The sequence below is a fragment of the Priestia endophytica DSM 13796 genome, from assembly GCF_900115845.1.
GTDB classification, from domain to species: Bacteria; Bacillota; Bacilli; order Bacillales; family Bacillaceae_H; genus Bacillus_I; species Bacillus_I endophytica.
This window is the reverse complement of the sequence record NZ_FOXX01000008.1, coordinates 176,569-196,943: the sequence shown is the minus strand read 5'-3', so window position 1 is coordinate 196,943 and position 20,375 is coordinate 176,569. Positions and strand designations below refer to the sequence as shown.

The window sequence follows — 20,375 nt, the reverse complement described above, 5'->3', positions numbered from 1 at the left end:
ATTACTCCCCTGTGATATGGAACATGAGTGGAATAAAATAATGAGAAAGGAGCTGAGTAAATGAAAAAAGTATTATTACTTCTCGCAAACGGCTTTGAAGCTGTCGAAGCAAGTGTTTTTACAGATGTATTTGGATGGAACAAATTTGAAGGAGATGGTGGAACAGAATTAATTACAGCTGGGCTACATCCTGAGCTTACGTGCACGTGGAATTTCACCGTAAAACCAGAAAGATTAGTCTCTCATCTTCAAATAGAGGAATTTGATGCTCTTGCAATACCTGGAGGATTTGAAGAAGCAGGTTTTTATCAAGATGCTTTTGATGAAAGGTTTTTAGACGTTATTAGAAAGTTTTACGAACTAGAAAAACCGATTGCAAGCATCTGTGTTGCAGCCCTAAGCCTCGGGAAGAGCGGGGTTTTAAAAAACAGAAAGGCGACTACATATAATCATCCGACAAGTGTTCGAAGAAAGCAGTTAGCGGAAATGGGAGCAGTTGTGCAAGACGAGTACATTGTGGTAGATGAAAATATCATTACGTCGTCAAATCCTAGTACAGGATTTGATGTTGCCTTTTTATTATTAGAAAAATTAACTTCTGTAAGCAATACCGATCATGTAAAGGAATTAATGGGCTTTCGTAAACTATAAAGAAGGAGAGGAAAAGGCTGAAGTTTTTCAGCCTTTTTTATTTTTATAGACTAGAAGAACTCTCAATCTATGTAAACTTCTTACCTATTAAAACTGGAAGAAAGGAGGATTCTTGCTTTATCATAATAAAGAGAAATTCATAAAGTCTCGTTTCTGAAAACTAAACCTTCATTATATTTTAATTAACAACACTATAAGGAGTAACAAGATGATCAAATTTTCCAATGTATCTAAAAGGTACGATAGTAAGGAAGTCCTTCACTCTATAAACTTAGAAATAAAAGAAGGCGAATTTTTTATCTTAGTGGGACCAAGCGGATGTGGAAAGACAACAACACTAAAAATGATTAATCGTTTAGTCGATTTATCAGATGGAACCATCTATATTCATGACAAAAGTATTGAAGATTATGATGTTCATGAACTTCGCTATAATATTGGCTATGTGCTGCAACAAATTGCTCTTTTCCCACATATGACGGTTTCTGAAAACATTGCGATTGTGCCTGAACTCAAAAAATGGAGTCGAGAGAAGATTGAAACACGCGTTGATGAGTTATTAACAATGGTTGGATTAGATCCAAATCAGTATCGACATCGCAAACCAGATGAGCTTTCAGGAGGACAGCAGCAACGCGTTGGCGTTGTTCGTGCTCTTGCAGCAAATCCTGATATTCTTCTAATGGACGAGCCTTTTAGTGCGCTTGATCCGCTAAGTCGCGAAAAGCTACAGGATGATATCATTCGTCTTCAGCAAAAGATTCGCAAAACCATTATTTTTGTTACGCATGACATGGCAGAGGCGTTAAAGCTCGGTACGCGTATTTGCATTATGAAAGATGGAGAAATAGAACAAATTGGAACACCAGAAGAGATTGTACATCATCCTAAGAGCGATTTTGTAAAAAAGTTTGTTGGGCTTCAAAAAACTTCGTTAGAAAAAGAAATAAAGGCAGAGCAGCTTTTAAGCTCATCACTTCTAGAATGCGATACCCTTCAGTCCTTACCTAAAATCTCTGCTACTTCTTCTCTAAAAGAGGTGTTAGCTTCTTTAAAATTTGAAGAGGAAGTAGCTGTTGAAAAAGAAGGTCTGGTGATAGGGAAAATCGATCGAAAGACGGTTATTCAATATTTAGCAGAAACAGAAGATGAAAAGGATGACAAACATGAATCAGTTTATTGATGCAGTAGGAGAAAGAAAAGGGGATCTTTTAAGCGCCCTACTAGAACATATTCAAATTTCTTTTATCGTCTTACTTTTTGCCGTCGTGATTTCTATTCCACTCGGCATTTACATTACAAGAAAGCCGAAAATAGCAGAGGTGATAATTGGTATTACCGCGGTTTTGCAAACCATTCCTTCACTCGCCCTTCTTGGGTTACTTATTCCTTTAATGGGGATTGGAAAAGTTCCGGCGGTTATTGCGCTTATCGTTTATGCACTACTTCCTATTTTAAGGAATACATATACAGGCATAAAAGAAGTGGATTCCTCGCTCATTGAAGCTGCCAAAGGCATGGGAATGAACGGTCGGAAACGATTACTGAAAATAGAACTTCCGCTTGCAATGCCCGTTATTATGGCAGGAATTCGAACAGCGACCGTATTAATTATCGGAACAGCTACGCTTGCGGCTTTCATTGGAGCGGGCGGTCTTGGGGAACTTATCATGCTTGGAATTGATCGAAATGATACAAACCTCATTATTATTGGAGCCGTACCTGCCGCTATTTTAGCTATTCTTTTTGATGTGATATTGCGTCGTTTAGAGAAGCTTTCATTTAAGAAGTCCATTGCTGTTTTAACGACCTTTATTGTGGTTATTGCACTTGTTATTATCATCCCTTTTGCAGCAAACGGTGGGAAAGAGAAGTTTATAATTGCAGGAAAGATAGGAGCAGAACCTGAAATTTTAATTAATATGTACAAGCTTTTGATTGAGCAAGATACAGATTTAACAGTAGAAATTAAGCCTGGATTTGGGGAAACATCCTTTGTCTATAGCGCTCTAAAATCAGGAAGCATTGACCTTTATCCTGAATTTACGGGAACAGCCATTAATGAGTTTTTGAAAGAGCCTCCTATAAGTACGGATCGAAAAGAAGTGTATAATCAAGCTAAAGAAGGAATGAAAGAAAAGTTTGATTTAGCTTTATTAAAACCGATGAACTATAACAATACCTATGCGCTTGCTGTTCCGAAAAAGCTTGCACAACAATATAACTTAAAAACAATTTCAGATTTGAAAGCTGTTGAAAACAGTATGAAAGCTGGATTTACAGGTGAATTTACAGACCGAGAAGATGGCTATAAAGGCATTCAAAAGAAATATAACCTTGAGCTTGGAAGCGTTGTGACGATGGCTCCAAAACTGCGCTATAATGCGGTGAAAAAAGGAGTCATTACGGTTGTAGATGCTTATTCAACAGATAGTGAATTACGAGAATATAACCTTGTTGTGCTAGAAGATGATCAACATCTTTTCCCGCCATATCAAGGAGCTCCGTTATTGCGAGAAGAAATGTTAAAAGAGCATCCTGAACTTCGCGATACGTTAAACAAACTTGGGGGCAAAATTAACGACAATGAAATGCGTGAAATGAATTATAAAGTGAACGTGGAAGGAGAAAAAGCTTCAATAGTCGCAAAAGAATATTTAAAAAAAGAAGGACTTCTCCAATGAATAAAGGGAACTTGGATACCAAGTTCCCTTCTTCCTTATCCTCTTTCAACGCTTCTCCACCAATTATCAATAAGACGATGCCAGTTATAAAAAAGCGTGCTTCTTGGAGAGAGAGAAATGCGACCAAAATCAGGATCATCAAATACTTCGCTTCCTAATACGTGGACAGCATCGTGCAAAGACGTTTCTTGTAAAAAGCGTCCAAGTTCGTCACCAGAGCGGAAAGAAGAAGGGTTGTTTCGAATACGATTTTCAGCTTCTTCAAGTTCTCTCGTCCATCCCTGATGTCTTTTAATTTGATTAGGAACAGCACGCCATGGTTCAACCCAGTCTAAATTTAATCCTTGACTGTTATACCACTCGAGACATCTTTCCATAAACTCACGGTGAAAGGATAGAAATTCAATGCCATCTCCCGCCCGAAGATTCCCCATGTTCATATGCTCATGGTGCCATGTTTCATGCTCACGGATGAAGTGCTCCGGGAAATTTGAAATTGTAGCCATACTACCACTCCTTATAAAGGTTTTCTTTTTACAATATTCACCATAGATAAAAGTGTTTGGACACTATTTGTCTGTCTTTCTAACTTTGTAAAACTTTTCAAAAATAAATTTGTGCAAACGGTTGCGCAAATTATCTTGATTGTGGTATTTTAAAAATATAGAAAGGGAGGTTCATATGAAAAAACAATGGTGGAAGGAAGCGATTGCATATCAAATTTATCCTCGAAGCTTTATGGATTCTAATGGTGATGGAATTGGGGATATTAAGGGAATCTTATCAAAGTTAGATTATTTGAAAGAGCTAGGCATTGATGTGATTTGGATTAGTCCGGTTTACAAATCGCCTAATGATGATAACGGTTACGATATTAGTGATTACAAGGCAATTGCTGAAGAATATGGTACATTAGACAATTTTGATGAACTGTTAGAAGCGATACATAAACGAGGAATGAAACTCATTATGGATCTTGTGATTAATCATACGTCAGACGAACATCCTTGGTTTATCGAATCTCGTTCTTCAAAAGATAATAAATATCGAGACTACTATATTTGGAGAGATGGAAAAGGGGGAAGAGAGCCCAACAACTGGGAGTCTATTTTCGGAGGTTCTGCTTGGGAATACAATGAAGAGACAGACGACTATTATTTGCATGTTTTCTCAAAAAAACAGCCTGATTTAAACTGGGAAAATCCTACTGTAAGAGAGAATTTGTACGAGATGGTAAACTGGTGGCTAGATAAAGGAATTGATGGCTTTAGGGTTGACGCTATTTCTCATATTAAAAAAGTTAAAGGATTACCAGATTTACCTAATCCCGATGGTAAACGCTATGTTTCCTCTTTTGACGGGCACATGAACAAAGAAGGAATCCAAACTTTGCTAGAGGAGTTAAAACGAGAAACATTTAGCAAGTATGATATTATGACGGTTGGAGAAGCAAATGGTGTAAGTGTTGAGGATGGCTCCCTTTGGGTTGGAGAAGAAGAAGGAAAGTTTAATATGGTTTTCCAATTTGAACATTTAGATCTTTGGGGAAAAGGGATAGACGGAAAGATTGACATTTGTACATTAAAAGAAGTACTCACAAAGTGGCAAAAAGGATTGCACAATATCGGATGGAATGCGCTTTTTCTAGAAAATCATGATCAGCCACGTTCTGTTTCTACATGGGGAGACGACGGTGATTATTGGTTAGAATCCTCAAAAGCTTTAGCAACAATGTATTTTCTTATGCAAGGAACGCCGTTTATTTATCAAGGACAAGAGATTGGGATGACAAATGTTCAATTTTCTTCAATTGAAGATTATAATGATGTAGCAATTAAAAACTTATATAACGAAGAAAGAGAAAAAGGAAAGTCTCATGAAGAAATCATGCCAATTATTTGGAAAAATGGGCGTGACAATTCAAGAACTCCGATGCAGTGGGATAGAACAGAAAATGCAGGATTTTCGGAAGGAACACCATGGATAAAGGTCAATGAAAACTATAAAAATATCAATGTAGAAAAAGCTTTGGATGATCCTCATTCTCTTTATCATTATTATAAGAAGCTTATTAATCTTAGAAAAGAAAAAGAGGTTCTTGTGTATGGAAACTACCATCTTATTCTTGAAGAAGACGACAAAATTTATGCTTATATACGAACACTGGAAGAAGAAAAAGTACTTGTTATAGTAAATTTATTTAAAGAATGTGCTTATTTCCATTTACCTTCAGAATATCAAGGGAGCGCATATCAGTTGTTATTAAGCAACTATGATATAAAGGAAGAACAAAATGTTAATTATATTGAACTACAACCGTATGAAGCAAGAGTGTATAAACTAGATTGAAAGAGAAAAAATGAGCTTCTGATGTCTAATAAATGTAAGCGCAAACATAGGGGTTAGATTTTTCAAAAGGGAGGAGAAATGAAGATGAAGAAGTTTCTTTCATTTGACTTTTGGCAAAAGTTTGGAAAGGCATTATTAGTTGTTGTAGCGGTCATGCCTGCAGCGGGTATTATGATATCACTTGGAAAGCTTGTAGGAATGATGGGCGCAGAGATCTCTTTGGTGCAAACGATTGCCCTTGTTATGGAGGATATCGGTTGGGGGATTATTAATAACCTTCATGTTTTATTTGCTGTTGCAATTGGGGGATCATGGGCAAAGGAACGTGCGGGAGGAGCGTTTGCTGCTTTAATCGCATTCATTTTAATGAACCGAATCACAGGGGCAATCTTTGGTGTGAAAAGTGAGATGCTTACAGATCCTAATGCAACTGTTCAATCCTTGTTTGGGCAAGAGCTTATTGTAAAAGATTACTTCACATCTATTTTAGGCGCACCAGCGCTAAACATGGGAGTTTTCGTTGGAATTATTGCTGGATTTTTAGGTGCTAATCTTTTTAATAAATATTATAACTATGATAAACTTCCAAATTCGCTCTCATTCTTTAATGGAAAACGATTCGTACCATTTGTTGTTATTGCAGGTTCTGTTATAACCGCTCTTATTCTCTCTATTATATGGCCATTTATTCAAGGGTCATTAAACAGCTTTGGACAATGGATTGCAACTTCTCGTGATAGTGCGCCAATTCTAGCTCCGTTTGTTTTTGGGGCATTAGAACGACTCCTACTTCCATTTGGACTTCACCATATGTTAACAGTTCCAGTGAACTATACAGAACTTGGAGGAACATATAAAATTTTAACGGGTCCTGGAGCAGATTCAATTGTTGCAGGGCAAGATCCATTATGGCTTGCGTGGGTTGGAGACTTAAATAACTTCCTTTCAGCAGGAGATACAGAAAGCTATAAAGCATTATTAAATGATGTAACGCCTGCCCGCTTTAAAGTTGGACAGATGATTTTATCGTGCGCAGCATTAATCGGAATTGCACTTGCAATGTACCGAAATGTTGATCGTGAGAAACGCTCAAAATATAAATCAATGTTTTTATCTGCTGGATTAGCTGTATTTTTAACAGGAGTAACAGAACCAATTGAATTTATGTTTATGTTTGCAGCACCAATTCTTTATATTATCTATGCTATTATGACAGGACTTGCATTTGCAGTGGTTGACATCATTGATGTCCGTGTTCATGCATTTGGGGTTATCGAACTTATTACGCGAACACCAATGATTGTGAAAGCAGGATTATGGCTCGATTTACTCAACTTTGTTCTAGCCTGCCTTGTTTTCTTTGGATTAAACTTTGCTGTTGCAAACTTTATGATTAAACGATTTAACTTCCCAACACCAGGACGCAACGGAAACTATATTGAAGAAGAACAGGAAGGAAAGGAAAGCACTTCTGTCAAAAACGATTCACTTGCACCTGTTATTATTGGCCTTTTAGGAGGGCAAGGGAATATTGAAGAAGTTGATGCTTGTATGACGCGTTTACGAGTAACAGTAAAAGATACAAACCTTGTAGCAGATGAACAAGAATGGAAGAAGAACGGGGCACTTGGTCTTATTCTAAAAGATAAAGGTGTTCAAGCTATTTATGGACCAAAAGCAGATGTATTGAAATCAGACATTCAAGATGTGTTAGGAGCATAACAGGATGAAGCTGCTTACATTAAATTGTCATTCATGGCAAGAAGACAATCAGTTAGATAAACTAGCCCTACTCGCTAAAAAAATTAGCAATGAAGAGTATGATGTGATTGCTCTCCAAGAAGTCAGTCAGCATAAAGACTCAGCATTCATCTATGAAAATGTAAGAGAAGACAACTATGCTTTTTTATTGAAAAAAGAGCTTGAAAGAATAGGAAAGAAACACTACGAATTTATATGGGATCTTTCTCATATTGGTTACAGCGTATTTGAGGAAGGCGTAGTTCTTCTTACAAGACATCCTGTTAAGGAATGGTTTTCCTTTTTCATTTCTAAAAGTGAAGACCAGAATTTCTGGAAAACAAGAAAAGTGGTTGGAGCTCGCATCTCTTATAACGGCGAAAACGTAGCGTTTTATTCCTGTCATCTCGGTTGGTGGGATGATGAAGAAGAGCCATTTCAGTCTCAAGTTGATACCCTTCTTGCAAATGTTAAAAGAGAGAAAGTTTTTTATTTAATGGGAGACTTCAACAATGATGCGAGTATAAAAGGAGAAGGCTATGATTACTTACTAAGTCAGGGACTTTACGACCTGTACAATCAGGCAGAAGAAAAGGATCATGGAATAACAGTAGAGGGAAAAATAGATGGGTGGAGTCAAAATACACAAAACCTCCGTCTTGATCTTATTCTTTCGAACGTTTCAATTCAACCGCGCTGTTCAAAAACGGTTTTTAACGGAACAGAGCAACCTATTGTATCTGATCATTTTGGAGTGGAAGTAAAAATGTAAACGGTTCAGCACAGAGAAAACACAAGTGAAGGTTCCTGTTAAAGGGGATGGCTTGTGTTTTTTCTTATTGGATTCATAATCTAGTTTTCCACTACACTAAAAAAGGAGAGTTTGATCAATGAAAAAATTATGGTGTGTTTTCTTAGCTCTTTCACTCGTTTTTACCGCTTTTCTTTCTCCAGCACAAGCTGGAACTAACGAAAATTATAAGCTATATGTTATGGCTCCTTTAAAAAAGATTACAGATTGGGAAGACTTTAAGAAAAAGTTAGATCAATTAAAGGCAAATGGCGTATATGCTTTAACAACAGATATATGGTGGGGGCTTGTTGAAGGAGAAGGAGATAATCAGTTTGATTGGAGTTATTATAGAAAGTATGCTGAAGTTGTTGAAGCTTCTGGATTAAAATGGGTTCCTATTTTATCTACTCATCAATGTGGGGGAAATGTTGGAGATCAATGTGATTATCCTATTCCAACGTGGTTGTGGAATAAAGACAAACTAGAAAACATGGCTTTTAAAAGTGAAAGCGGCTATATCAATCAAGAAGCTCTTGCACCATGGTGGAAAGGAACGGAAAAGCAATATGATGAATTGTATAAATCATTCGCACGTCATTTTGCAGATAAAAGAGAGCTTATCGTAAAAATCTATCTAAGCGGAGGACCTGCAGGTGAAATAAGATATCCTTCATATCAAGGTGGGGACAGCTGGGAATATCCTGAACGAGGGAAGCTTCAAGCCTATTCAGAAGGAGCGGGACGAGATTTTCAACAAGCAATGCGTAAAAAGTATGCTACGATAAAAAATGTGAACGATGCTTGGGGAAAGAAACTAAGAAGTTGGGAAGATATAGAGCCACCAAATAATAGGGATGCTTTTTTCACAACTGGTGAAGTCTATCATTCCCAATATGGAAAAGATTTTATGATGTGGTATCAAGGAGTTCTTGAACAACACTTATCAAAAATAGCGAAAACTGCTCATAAGCGATTTGATCCTCTTTTTAACGTTCCAATTGGAGCTAAAATTTCAGGTGTTCATTGGAAGATGAACGATCCTGTTATGCCACACTCTGCTGAATATAGTGCAGGATACTATAACTATGCTAAATTGCTTGATCAATTTAAAGCATCGCGCTTAGCCCTTACTTTTACATGCCTAGAGATGAAGGATAATCAAGCATACGAATCTCCTTACTATAGTGCTCCTGAAACATTAGTTGTTCAAATTGCTAATCTAGCAAAGGAACGAGGAATTTCGTTAAATGGAGAAAATGCTCTCGCTTTAACAGGAAATGAGTGGGGGTTTAAAAATGCGGCGGAAAAAATTTCCACTAATAGGTTTGATGGGTTTACATTGTTAAGAATGGATTATTTGTTTGATAGCGAAGGAACTCGTACAAATGAATTTAATATGATGATTCATTACTTAACTTCACCATGATTTTCTTCCCTTAAATCAAGAGAAAGATGATTTTAAAGATATGAATAATGGAAGAACCCTTCTATCCTACATGAAGAAGTAGGATAGAAGGGTTCATTGATATGAGCTTATCTCTAAATTATCTCTGAAGAGGGCAATGCTTAAAAATAGTTATTCGTACAAGCATATTTTTTTAAAAAACGTATAATACATTGAAAATCATTTTTCACTTTAGGAGTGATAACTTATGAACTGGGATGAATTTATGTTTGGTAAGTGTAATAAGAAAGATAGATATTATCAAGAAGATAAATATTATGTTAAAAGAAAACATCATGATGATAAGAAAGACAGATGTTGTAAAGAAGATAAACACGAAGATAAATATTATTTTGAAAGAAAACATGATATGAACTGGGATGAATTTATGTTTGGTAAATGTAATAAGAAAGATAGATATTATCAAGAAGATAAATATTATTTTGAAAAAAAACATCATGATGATAAGAAAGACAGATGTTGTAAGGAAGATAAACACGAAGATAAATATTATTTTGAAAGAAAACATCATGGCGTTAAGAAAGATAGATATTATTAAAAGGTAAGCTAAGTTTTCAAGGTGCTAATAGGGTATATCATTATGTAGAAGGCCGTGGGAATCTTTGTGTCCAGCGGCTTTTGCGTATTATAAGATATTTTACGTAAATTAGTTTCGTAAGTGTTAGGTGCTTTAAAACATGGAATTGGTTAACAACAAGGATTTGAACAACAATAAGGACAGCAATAACGTCTTCTTTTATAATTTGAGGACAAAGAATATACTTCTCTCTTAAAGATTTACTATATATATATTAGACTTTTTTTAAGCTGCCTGTGTGACTGTGCTAGTTGTATGTTTTATATTTTGTGTATTAAATAGGACCTATTAAAATTTTGAATAGATAAATGAACGGAGCTTTCTCAATGTAACAGTGTAAGTATTATGAAAAGCTTCATGTCTAAATATAAGGCTTTTTTGTAGTGTCTATAAGTTATAGCATGCAATTGGAAAAGGAAGAAGTGAACGGTTTAGAAACATCAAATTAGGCAGAATACTGCATATATACTATCCTTGCAATTTATTCCATGAGATGAGTGACGACCGAGTAATACAAAGTTCCAAGGAAGCTTAGCAAATACTATTGAAAAAGTTGATGACCATCAGCGATATTAAGGAAATATGCTCTGAATACAATGAATGAAGAGGGTTTCACGAAAAAACTGTAGATAAGCGTTACATTCTTTATTTATGGAAAGGGTCTGCCTAAAAAAGGCACACTTTCTCCATTCACTCATAAATGATGGGGAAAAACTAAAACGTTCTTTTTGAAAAATTCTCAAGCATTCATAGGAAAAGAATCAAAAATAACTACAAAAAGCAAGAGCATTTCGTTTACAATAATATGTAGAAGAGAGATCAGGAGGAAGGATTATGGCAGTCACGATTAAGGATGTAGCAAAACTAGCCAATGTAGCACCATCAACGGTTTCAAGAGTTATTGCAAACAATACAAGAATAAGTGAAAAAACAAAAAGACGGGTAAGGGAAGCAATGGAGGAATTAGGTTATCATCCTAATCTGAACGCAAGAAGTCTTGCGAATAGCTCAACCAAAACGCTTGGTCTTGTGATGCCAAGTTCTGCTGAAAAGGCGTTTCAAAATCCTTTTTTTCCTGAAGTGTTGCGGGGCATTAGTACGAAAGCACATGAGGAAAAGTATGCACTACTCATTTCAACAGGAGTAACAGAAAAAGAAATTTATGAAGCTGTTGTTGGTATGGTACAAGGAAGACGGGTTGATGGGATTGTGATGCTTTATTCACGAGAGGACGATCAGATTATTGATTATCTTTTAGATGTTAAATTTCCGTTTACGGTAATTGGCAAGCCGTTTCAAAATGAAGAAGAAATTACATATATTGATAATGATAATTACAAAGCAGGCAAAGAAGCTACAAATTACTTGCTTGAACTCGGTCATGAGCGTATTGGCTTTATTGGCGGAGATATAAGCTTTATGTTTACAAACGATCGCTTACTAGGCTATAAAAAAGCTCTCCAACAGAAAGGAATTTCATTAAGTAGTCATTATATTGTTCATGAAGAGCTAACAGAAGAAGAAATGAAAAAAGCGATTGTATATCTTATGAGTTTAGAAGCCTGTCCAACAGCTCTAGTTGTTGCAGATGATTTTGTAGCGCTTAAAGTACTTTATATTTTAGCTGAACTAGAGATTTCTGTTCCAAAAGACGTTTCTGTGATAAGTTTCAACAATCTCTTGCTTGCGGAAGTTTCAACACCTTCTTTAACATCTGTTGATATCAACATCTACAAATTAGGATATGAAGCTGCAGATTGTTTGTTAAAACAGCTTGCAACATCTTCAAAAGAACGTAAGAAGATTACTGTTGAACATCAGATTATTAAGCGGCATTCTACTGATGTTCATTAGCATTATTTTAAAGCCAACAAGAATTAAAATATACAATTTATAAAATAGGAAAAGAAAACTTAGAGATTACATGATAAAAAGTACTGAACTAAAAAAGAACTTCATATGAAGTTCTTTTTTATAGGCTATAAAATGAAGCTGACAATAATGGCTGATAAGAAACTAACAAGAACAGCTCCGTATAGTAAGCGAAGCCCAAAACGAGCTACAACGTTTCCTTGTTTTTCACTTAGTCCTTTAACAGCTCCGGATAAAATTCCGATTGAAGAAAAGTTAGCAAATGAAACTAAAAACACAGAGACAATGCCTAGCGTTCTTGGACTAAACTCAGACGCCATTTCAGATAAGTTCATCATGGCAACAAATTCATTTGTTACCATCTTTGTTGCCATAATCCCTCCAGCTGAAACCACCTCAGATGCAGGAATCCCCATTATAAAGGCAAATGGAGCAAAAACATAGCCAAGCAAATGTTGGAATGTAACGCCAAAAATCATTTTAAAGAAGCTGTCAATTCCTTCCATTAGGGCGACAAATCCAATAAGCATAGCGCCCACAATAACCGCTACTTTAAATCCATCTAAAATATACTCACCTAGCATCTCAAAAAACGTTTGCTTTTCTTCGTCTTGATCCGCTTCTAAAAGGTCTGTTTCAGGTGATACTTTATATGGGTTAATAATTGAAGCAATCATAAAACCACCAAACAAGTTCAAGACAATGGCTGTTACAACATATTTAGGTTCAATCATTGTCATATATGCTCCAACGATTGACATTGAAACTGTCGACATTGCGGACGTGCAAAGTGTGTAAAGTCGATGTGGAGGTAATTTATCAAGCTGCTTTTTAACTGTAATAAATACTTCTGATTGCCCAACAATTGCTGAAGCAACGGCATTGTAAGATTCAAGTTTTCCCATGCCATTAATTTTACTAAGTCCAAGTCCAATCCATTTCATGACGAACGGAAGAACTTTAATATGCTGCAGGATTCCGATTAAAGCTGAAATGAACACAATGGGAAGAAGAACAGTTAAGAAAAAGGGAGCTTCTCCGTCATTTGCAATGCCACCGAAAACAAAAGCAATCCCTGCGCTGGCGTAATCTAATAGCGTTGAAAATGTTGTGGCAATCGCATCAATAACAACAAATCCAAACTTTGTATTAAGAAGCACAATCGCCAACAAAAGTTGTAAAATGACCATGACAAAAAGTGGCTTATATTTAATTTCTTTCCGGTCTTTACTTATTAAAAAAGCTAGTCCGAATACAATAAGGAGACCTAAAGTCCCTACTAAATATTTCATATATCCCTCCGTAAGTTTTGCAAAAAGAGAACCATTCACTTTGTAGAGCAAATAGGACAAATCAACATCTTCTTTTTAAGTTCACTAAATACATTCTCCAATATAGTAAAAAACTTTCTTTATGCTGAATAGAAGAGATAAAGCTTCGTAAGTTTCAACTTTTATTTCGGAAAAGCCAATCAAGTAGAAAATAAAGAGAACTCCTTTTTTAACGGGAAGGAAAGTCAGTTGAAAAAGGATATCGAAGTATCTCATATTTGAGTCTATAAGAGATATATGGAAGCTCTTTGCGTTTTATCTATCATATTGTATATTAATGAAAATGATTCTACAATAATTTATAAGAGAGAATTTTATAAATTCCTCTGTTTGAGAGGCAAATGTGTAAGAGAGGAAAAGTTCCTTTCTTCTTACTTGAGTTAATATGGAGATAGCATTTTTTGAGGGTAGAGGAAAAGTGTGCTCAAAATATTTATAAAAGAGGTATAATATACAAAGAAAATTGGATAAGAGAAACAATTAAGGGAAATCACCTTTTAAAAGAGTAGCTTATTTTGACAGAAGAGGAAAAAGCCTTTTTTGAAAGCGAGGGGAGATAAAGGATAAAACTGGTGTTTAAAATATGTAGGAAAATATAACATTTAACGATTACGAGTAGTTTTTGACTTTTGAACGTTCGTTTTCTATACTTAAACCGATTGGTCTTCATAATGGGTAGGAGGAAGTTTGATGAAAGTGAAAGGTGAAGCAAGAGAACGAATTATTCAAACAGCAGCATATCTTTTTCAACTGCAAGGATATCATGCAACAGGGTTGAATCAAATTATAAAAGAAAGTGGATCACCTCGAGGCTCTGTTTATTATCACTTTCCTAATGGAAAAGAGGAGCTAGCAATTGAAGCTGTAAAATATACAGGTGAATATATTGAAAAACAAATAAAAGAGAGCATGGCAAAAAGCTTAGATCCTGTTAAAGCTATTCAACATTTTATAAGTGTAACAGCTAACCAATTTAACGATCCGGAACATATTGAAGGAATTCCTGTTGGACTATTAGCAAGTGAAACAGCTCTAATTAGTGAACCTTTGCGATGTACATGTGTGGAAGTTTTTAAAAATTGGGCTGATATTTTTGCTGATAAATTAATGCAATATGGATATGAAAAGGAAGAAGCAGAAGAGCTTGGAATGACGATCAACTCGATGATTGAAGGCGGCATTATGTTTTCGCTAGCACACAAAGATAAAGAACCGCTTCTTCGTATTTCAAATCAAATCCCATATATTTTACGAAAAAAAGGGTAGCATATTGTTACTCTTTGTTTTATAATCAAAAATTGTAGACCGGTCGGTACACAAAATTATATAGATTGGTCTATCTTAGATATAATTATATAGATCGGTCTAATACAGAGGGGGAAATATAATGGCAACATTAACAAGTAAATTACCGAAAGAAAAAGTACCTTATTTATTACGAAATGGAGAGGGGCCACGCTATCTCTTTGGACGTCAAGTAGCTACAATCATGGCAAATGGAAAAAGCACAGGCGATATGTTTGAAATTGTCTTACTTGCAGGTGGCAAAGGAGATGCTTTTCCTCCTCATCTTCATAAAGAAACACATGAAGGCATTCTTGTGTTAGATGGAAAAGTAGAACTTATCCTTAATGGAGAAAAACATCTTCTTATATCAGGAGATTATGCTCAAATTCCAGCAGGCACAACTCACAGCTATATAATGCAAAGTCATCGCACTCGTCTTGTTTCATATACAATGAAAGGAAATGTGGCGAACTTCTATGCTGAAATTGGTACACCTTATGAGCATGTGGAACATCCTCCATATGGAGAAGAATTAGCATATGAGCGTTTCTTGCAAAGTGCAGCTACTTCAGATATTGAGTTTGTATCAAACGAACAGAGCATAGAGGGGGAAGCAAAACTTATTACAAATGTAACACGACCTGATGAAGTTGTTCCATATGTCCTTGAATCTGGGGAAGGTGATCGTCTTCTAACAGGTGACCAGCTTCATCGTATCGTTGCGGCACAAACGAATACAGATGGACAATTTATCGTTGTTTCATCTGAAGGACCAAAAGGCGATCGTATTGTTGATCATTATCATGAACATCATACAGAAACATTTTATTGTTTAGAAGGTCAAATGACAATGTGGGCAAATGGAGAGGAAATTCAGTTGAATCCTGGAGACTTCTTACACGTTCCAGCTCATACTGTTCATTCATATCGTTTAGATTCTCCATATACAAAAATGGTAGGAGTGCTTGTATCAGGCCTGTTTGAACCATTCTTCCGTACTTTAGGTGATAAGTACGAAGCTCATATTTTCCCGGCTGAACCTCAACCACTTCGTTTTGATCGGGTAGTTGCAAATATCCATAATCTTGATTTGAAGATGGCGAATCAAGAGAACAAATAAAACTGATAAAGGTTAGAGAGAAAGTTCTCTCTAACCTTATTTAATTAAACTTTGTTCTAAATTAGAAAGAGGGAAAATTAATGAATGAAACTATTCTGGAAAAAAATGAAAGTCGGAAAAGAAAACTTATTTTAATTTTAGCCTTTGCAATGGTTATTTCAGTCATGAACTCAACGATGTTTAATATTGCCCTTCCAACGATTACAGCGGAATTTCACCTTCAGCCATCACAAGCAGGCTGGATTGTAACAGGTTATATTGTTGTATATGCGATTGGATCTGTTATGTTTGGAAAGCTTGCTGACAAGTATGAACTGAAAAATTTATTAACCGTTGGATTACTTATTTTTGCCGTTGGGTCATTAATTGGATTTTTAGCTCCAAGTTTTTGGTTTGTTTTAGCGGGCCGTATCTTGCAAGCTATAGGTGCTTCTGTTATGCCAGCTACATCAATGATTATCCCAACTCGCTATTTTACACCTGAAACAAGGGGAAGAGCATTAGGAATTACATCATCCGCAACAGCGTTTGGAACAGCTGTCGGACCTATTGTCGCAGGGCTTGTTACAAACTTTATAAGCTGGCATTATCTTTTTATAATTTCGCTTCTTATTCTTATTGCACTACCATTCTTTCGAAGCTTCTTAGACAGTGAGGAAGAAAAAATAAAAAGTAAGACAGATCTAATCGGAGCCTTTTTACTGGCAGGAACGCTTGCTTTTCTTCTTCTGGCCATTACACAAGGATCTTTATTGCTTGCGTTTATTGGAATTGTTTTTTTTGCTTTATTTCTTTGGCGAATTCGTACAACGGAAAATCCATTTATCCAAGGTTCATTATTTAAGAATAGAAGCTTTTCAGCAGGACTTCTAGTTTCAGCTTTAAGTTCAGGAATTGGCTTTGGTATTCCATACCTCACTCCTTTATTACTTCAAGGAATCAATGGCTTATCTCCATTATTAAGTGGGCTTGTTATGTTTCCTGGAGCTGTTTTGGCTGCTCTACTAGGGAGAAAAGGAGGTAAGTTAGCCGATCAGAAAGGAAATGGATTTGTTGCATATACAGCTCTATTATGCTTTTTTTTAGGCTATGGAATTTTATCCATTATTGCAGGCTCATCTCCATATTTAATTATGATGGTGCTTCTTCTTGCTTATGTTGGCCAAACATTCATTCAAATTGCACTAGGGAACACTGTGTCGCGTTCCCTTCCAAAAGAACAAGCAGGAGTAGGCATGGGGATTTTCATGATGATGAACTTTATTGCTGGAGCAACGGCAACAACATTAATTAGTAAAGCACTAGAAATTAAAGATACAAGTCTTCAACTCAATCCATTTTTACTAGAACATAATAGCTTGAACTACAGTAATATTTATGCTGTTCTGACAGTCTTAATTGTTATGGTTACGCTTATTTATAATAGTAACTTTAAGAAACAAAGATCAGAAGGCTATGAAAAGTAATCAGGAATCAAAAGAGTAAACAAATTTTTATACAACAATAGTGTTAACGATCGAGAAAAAGAAGAGATCATAGTAATTAATTATAGAAATATCGTTTTGGTCGGAGTATTGTAAAACAAAAAGCTTTTAAAGGGCATATCCCTTAAAAGCTTTTTGCTATGGATAATAAATTCATGGCTTTTTATTTATAATATTTTCTGAAAATATATTGACATAATTTAATGATACATTATACGTTTATAAAGTTAGGATTATTTAAAGAGTTTATAAAAGGGGATGAAGATGAGATGAAAAAGAAAATATACTTTAATCATGATGGCGGTGTCGATGATTTAGTATCATTATTTTTATTACTACAGATGGAGAATGTTAAACTTACAGGTGTTTCTGTTATTCCAGCAGATTGTTATTTAGAACCTGCGATGTTTGCAAGTCGTAAAATAGTTGACCGTTTTGGTGACGGTAATCTAAGTGTAGCTGAGTCAAATTCGCGCGGGAAAAATCCTTTTCCAAAAGACTGGCGTATGCACGCATTTTATGTTGACGCTCTACCTATCTTAAACGAATCTGGGAAAGTGATAACAAAAGTAGCTGATAAACCGGCACACCTTCATCTAATAGAAACACTTTATGCAACTGAAGAAAAGACAACGTTGCTATTTACAGGGCCACTAACAGACCTTGCTCGTGCATTAGACGAAGCACCTGAAATTGAGGAGAAAATTGAACGCCTTGTTTGGATGGGCGGAACGTTTCGTGAAGAGGGCAATGTTCATGAGCCTGAACATGATGGAACAGCAGAATGGAACGTATTTTGGGACCCTGAAGCAGCTGGACGCGTTTGGGACAGCGGTATAGAGATTGATTTAGTAGCACTTGAAAGTACAAATCAAGTACCACTGACTTTAGATGTACGTGAGCGCTGGGCAGCGGAGCGTAAACATCTTGGTGTTGATTTCCTTGGTCAGTGCTACGCAATGGTGCCACCACTTGTTCATTTTTCAACAAACTCGACTTATTATCTGTGGGATGTGTTAACAACTGCGTTTGTTGGTAATCCTGAGCTTGTGAAAGTGGAGCGAATTAACAGCATTGTACATAGAGATGGACCAAGCCAAGGGCGGACAGTTGAAACTTCTGATGGACGACCTGTAAATGTAGTATATGACGTTGATCGCGATGCTTTCTTCGAATACATAACAGAATTAGCAAAGAAAGTGATGGAGGAGGTTCCATGCTAGAGAAGAAACGAGTTATTATTGATACAGATACAGCCGGTGATGATACAATTTCAATTTTAATGGCTCTTCATTATTTTAAAGTTGAAGGAATTATGATAACGGGTGGTAACGTTCAATTTCATCAACAAGTTGAAAACGCACTTTACACCATTCAAGTTGGGGGAAAAAGCGGAAAGGTCCCTGTTTATAAAGGACATGAAGGCCCAATAATGGGATTTGGTGAAAGCCAGCATCGAACAGTTGAAGATGTGCATGGAAAAGATGGCATGGGAGATTCATTTTTTGAAAAAGCAATCCAGTCTCCTGAGGAAGGACATGCGGTAGATTTTCTTATTGAAACCATTCACGAAAATCCAGGTGAAATTCATTTATTAGCGATTGCGCCGTTAACAAATATTGCAATGGCAATAAAAAAAGATCCAGCTATCGTTCCTAAAATTCCTCATTTGTACATTATGGGTGGTACAAACAATGCATTAGGAAATATTACACCAAGCGCAGAATATAATTTTTTTGTGGATCCTGAAGCAGCAAAAATTGTGCTTCATTCAGGTATTCCTATCACAATGGTTGGTTGGGAAATGTGTACAAAGTATTCCATTATGGATGATAACGACCATAGTGAAATTGAAGCTCTTTCAACAAAAGGTGCGCAATTTTTCAAAGATGTGAATAAAGTGGTTATGAAATTTAACAAAAGCGTGCATAAGTTAAATGGAACAACTCATCCAGATACATTACTAGCTGCTGTTGCAGCAAACGAAGAAATTATGACAGAGTCGAATCTATATCACGTAGATGTTGAAACAGTTGGTGAACTCACAAGAGGGTACAGTCTTGTAGATATTAATAATCGTTTAGAACGCTCCAAAAATGTAAGAGTTTGTGAAGCTATTGATCGAAGTGCATTTAAAGAAATGTTACTTGAAGTATTGCGTTCAATAGACTAACCTTCTTGTTGTAAATAAGGGCAGCATTTCAAATTCTAGTAAGTGGTGAATAGAATCCCAAACATATTATTTGGCAAATATGGCCAAACTATTTTACTATAAATATAAGTAAGGATCAGCATATAGTAGAAAGATAAATTAAGGAGGCAGGATAATGAAAATTACATATCATGGCCAATCAACTATTATAATCGAAACGAATGGGAAAGCTCTTATTATTGATCCATTTATTAGCGGAAATGAAGCAGCAAAAGTGAGTGTTGAAGATATTAAAGCAGATGCTGTTCTTTTGACACATGCTCATGCAGATCATATCTTAGATGCAGCACCTATTTCTAAAGCCAATAATGCTCCAGTTGTTTCTAATCCAGAATTGGCTGCCTATATGTCTTGGAAAGGCGTAGAGAATACAATTGGAATGAACATTGGAGGAACTTTAGATCTTGAGTTTGCAAAAGCAAAGATGACTCATGCTTTCCATAGCTCAGGTATTATTGATGAAGAAAATAAAAATATTCTTTATGGCGGCATGCCGAGTGGGTTTATTGTTGAAGCAGAAGGAAAAACAATTCTTCATGCTGGAGACACTGGGCTCTTTGGGGACATGAAAATGATTGGAGACAGACATGATATTGATATTGCGTTTGTACCAATTGGTGACCATTATACAATGGGACCAGAAGATGCTGTACAAGCTGCTGAATGGTATCAAGCTAAATTAATTATTCCTATTCACTACAATACTTTTCCTGTCATTGTACAAGATGGAAATGCTTTTGTGAAAGCTTTGGAAGAGCGTGGCCTGAAAGGGAAAGTGCTTGAAATTGGAGAAAGTGTAGAACTCTAATC

General features: G+C 36.0%; 17 protein-coding genes. 15 read left to right on the top strand and 2 right to left on the bottom strand.

The window, feature by feature from the left end:
• Positions 1 to 60: 60 nt before the first annotated feature.
• From BM012_RS16055 to BM012_RS16045, 3 genes are all read left to right on the top strand, one after another.
• Entirely contained in the window at positions 61 to 651 is a 591-nt protein-coding gene (locus tag BM012_RS16055; protein ID WP_061805564.1) for a DJ-1/PfpI family protein, read from the top strand.
• Positions 652 to 859: 208 nt separating this feature from the next.
• Positions 860 to 1,834 (top strand): ABC transporter ATP-binding protein, encoded by a 975-nt coding sequence (locus BM012_RS16050; protein WP_061805565.1) that lies wholly within the window; start codon positions 860 to 862, stop codon positions 1,832 to 1,834.
• On the top strand, positions 1,818 to 3,335 hold the full coding sequence (locus BM012_RS16045; protein ID WP_061805566.1) for an ABC transporter permease/substrate-binding protein: 1,518 nt from the start codon (positions 1,818 to 1,820) through the stop codon (positions 3,333 to 3,335). Before BM012_RS16050 ends, BM012_RS16045 begins: the two co-directional genes overlap by 17 nt.
• A 35-nt stretch (positions 3,336 to 3,370) precedes the next feature.
• On the opposite strand, the gene BM012_RS16040 is transcribed toward BM012_RS16045, so the two are convergent.
• Complete coding sequence (locus BM012_RS16040) at positions 3,371 to 3,841, bottom strand: hypothetical protein (RefSeq protein WP_061805567.1); 471 nt, start codon at positions 3,839 to 3,841, stop codon at positions 3,371 to 3,373.
• A gap of 175 nt (positions 3,842 to 4,016) precedes the next feature.
• Here BM012_RS16040 and BM012_RS16035 point away from each other — a divergent pair, with 175 nt between their 5' ends.
• The 6 genes from BM012_RS16035 (at position 4,017) to BM012_RS16010 (ending at position 12,113) form a co-directional block, all read left to right on the top strand.
• Positions 4,017 to 5,684, top strand: coding sequence for a glycoside hydrolase family 13 protein (locus tag BM012_RS16035; RefSeq protein ID WP_061805568.1), 1,668 nt, complete (start codon positions 4,017 to 4,019; stop codon positions 5,682 to 5,684).
• Positions 5,685 to 5,768: 84 nt separating this feature from the next.
• The gene (locus tag BM012_RS16030; RefSeq protein ID WP_061805569.1) at positions 5,769 to 7,406 is read left to right on the top strand and encodes a PTS transporter subunit IIBC; all 1,638 of its coding nucleotides are present in this window, start codon (positions 5,769 to 5,771) and stop codon (positions 7,404 to 7,406) included.
• Between the two features lie 4 nt (positions 7,407 to 7,410).
• Entirely contained in the window at positions 7,411 to 8,196 is a 786-nt protein-coding gene (locus BM012_RS16025) for an endonuclease/exonuclease/phosphatase family protein (protein WP_061805570.1), read from the top strand.
• Between the two features lie 118 nt (positions 8,197 to 8,314).
• Entirely contained in the window at positions 8,315 to 9,643 is a 1,329-nt protein-coding gene (locus BM012_RS16020; protein ID WP_061805571.1) for a family 14 glycosylhydrolase, read from the top strand.
• Between the two features lie 226 nt (positions 9,644 to 9,869).
• The gene (locus tag BM012_RS16015; protein ID WP_061805572.1) at positions 9,870 to 10,220 is read left to right on the top strand and encodes a hypothetical protein; all 351 of its coding nucleotides are present in this window, start codon (positions 9,870 to 9,872) and stop codon (positions 10,218 to 10,220) included.
• Positions 10,221 to 11,093: 873 nt separating this feature from the next.
• Positions 11,094 to 12,113, top strand: a complete 1,020-nt coding sequence (locus BM012_RS16010) for a LacI family DNA-binding transcriptional regulator (protein ID WP_061805573.1) — start codon at positions 11,094 to 11,096, stop codon at positions 12,111 to 12,113.
• Between the two features lie 125 nt (positions 12,114 to 12,238).
• Here the strand turns inward: BM012_RS16010 and BM012_RS16005 are convergent, their stop codons facing one another.
• Positions 12,239 to 13,423 carry a NupC/NupG family nucleoside CNT transporter gene (locus BM012_RS16005; RefSeq protein WP_061805713.1) on the bottom strand — a complete coding sequence of 395 codons (1,185 nt, stop codon included), beginning with the start codon at positions 13,421 to 13,423 and terminating at the stop codon, positions 12,239 to 12,241.
• Positions 13,424 to 14,152: 729 nt separating this feature from the next.
• Here BM012_RS16005 and BM012_RS16000 point away from each other — a divergent pair.
• The 6 genes from BM012_RS16000 to BM012_RS15975 all read left to right on the top strand — a co-directional run bounded on the left by BM012_RS16000 (position 14,153) and on the right by BM012_RS15975 (position 20,373).
• A complete protein-coding gene (locus tag BM012_RS16000) occupies positions 14,153 to 14,728 on the top strand; it encodes a TetR/AcrR family transcriptional regulator (protein WP_061805574.1) in 576 nt (191 codons plus the stop codon).
• Between the two features lie 121 nt (positions 14,729 to 14,849).
• Positions 14,850 to 15,869 (top strand): quercetin 2,3-dioxygenase, encoded by a 1,020-nt coding sequence (locus tag BM012_RS15995; RefSeq protein WP_061805575.1) that lies wholly within the window; start codon positions 14,850 to 14,852, stop codon positions 15,867 to 15,869.
• Between the two features lie 80 nt (positions 15,870 to 15,949).
• Positions 15,950 to 17,335 carry an MFS transporter gene (locus BM012_RS15990; protein ID WP_061805576.1) on the top strand — a complete coding sequence of 462 codons (1,386 nt, stop codon included), beginning with the start codon at positions 15,950 to 15,952 and terminating at the stop codon, positions 17,333 to 17,335.
• Between the two features lie 287 nt (positions 17,336 to 17,622).
• Positions 17,623 to 18,576 carry a nucleoside hydrolase gene (locus BM012_RS15985; RefSeq protein WP_061805577.1) on the top strand — a complete coding sequence of 318 codons (954 nt, stop codon included), beginning with the start codon at positions 17,623 to 17,625 and terminating at the stop codon, positions 18,574 to 18,576.
• Entirely contained in the window at positions 18,570 to 19,526 is a 957-nt protein-coding gene (locus BM012_RS15980) for a nucleoside hydrolase (RefSeq protein ID WP_061805578.1), read from the top strand. Before BM012_RS15985 ends, BM012_RS15980 begins: the two co-directional genes overlap by 7 nt.
• A gap of 154 nt (positions 19,527 to 19,680) precedes the next feature.
• Entirely contained in the window at positions 19,681 to 20,373 is a 693-nt protein-coding gene (locus BM012_RS15975) for a metal-dependent hydrolase (protein WP_061805579.1), read from the top strand.
• The last annotated feature ends 2 nt before the right edge of the window (positions 20,374 to 20,375 follow it).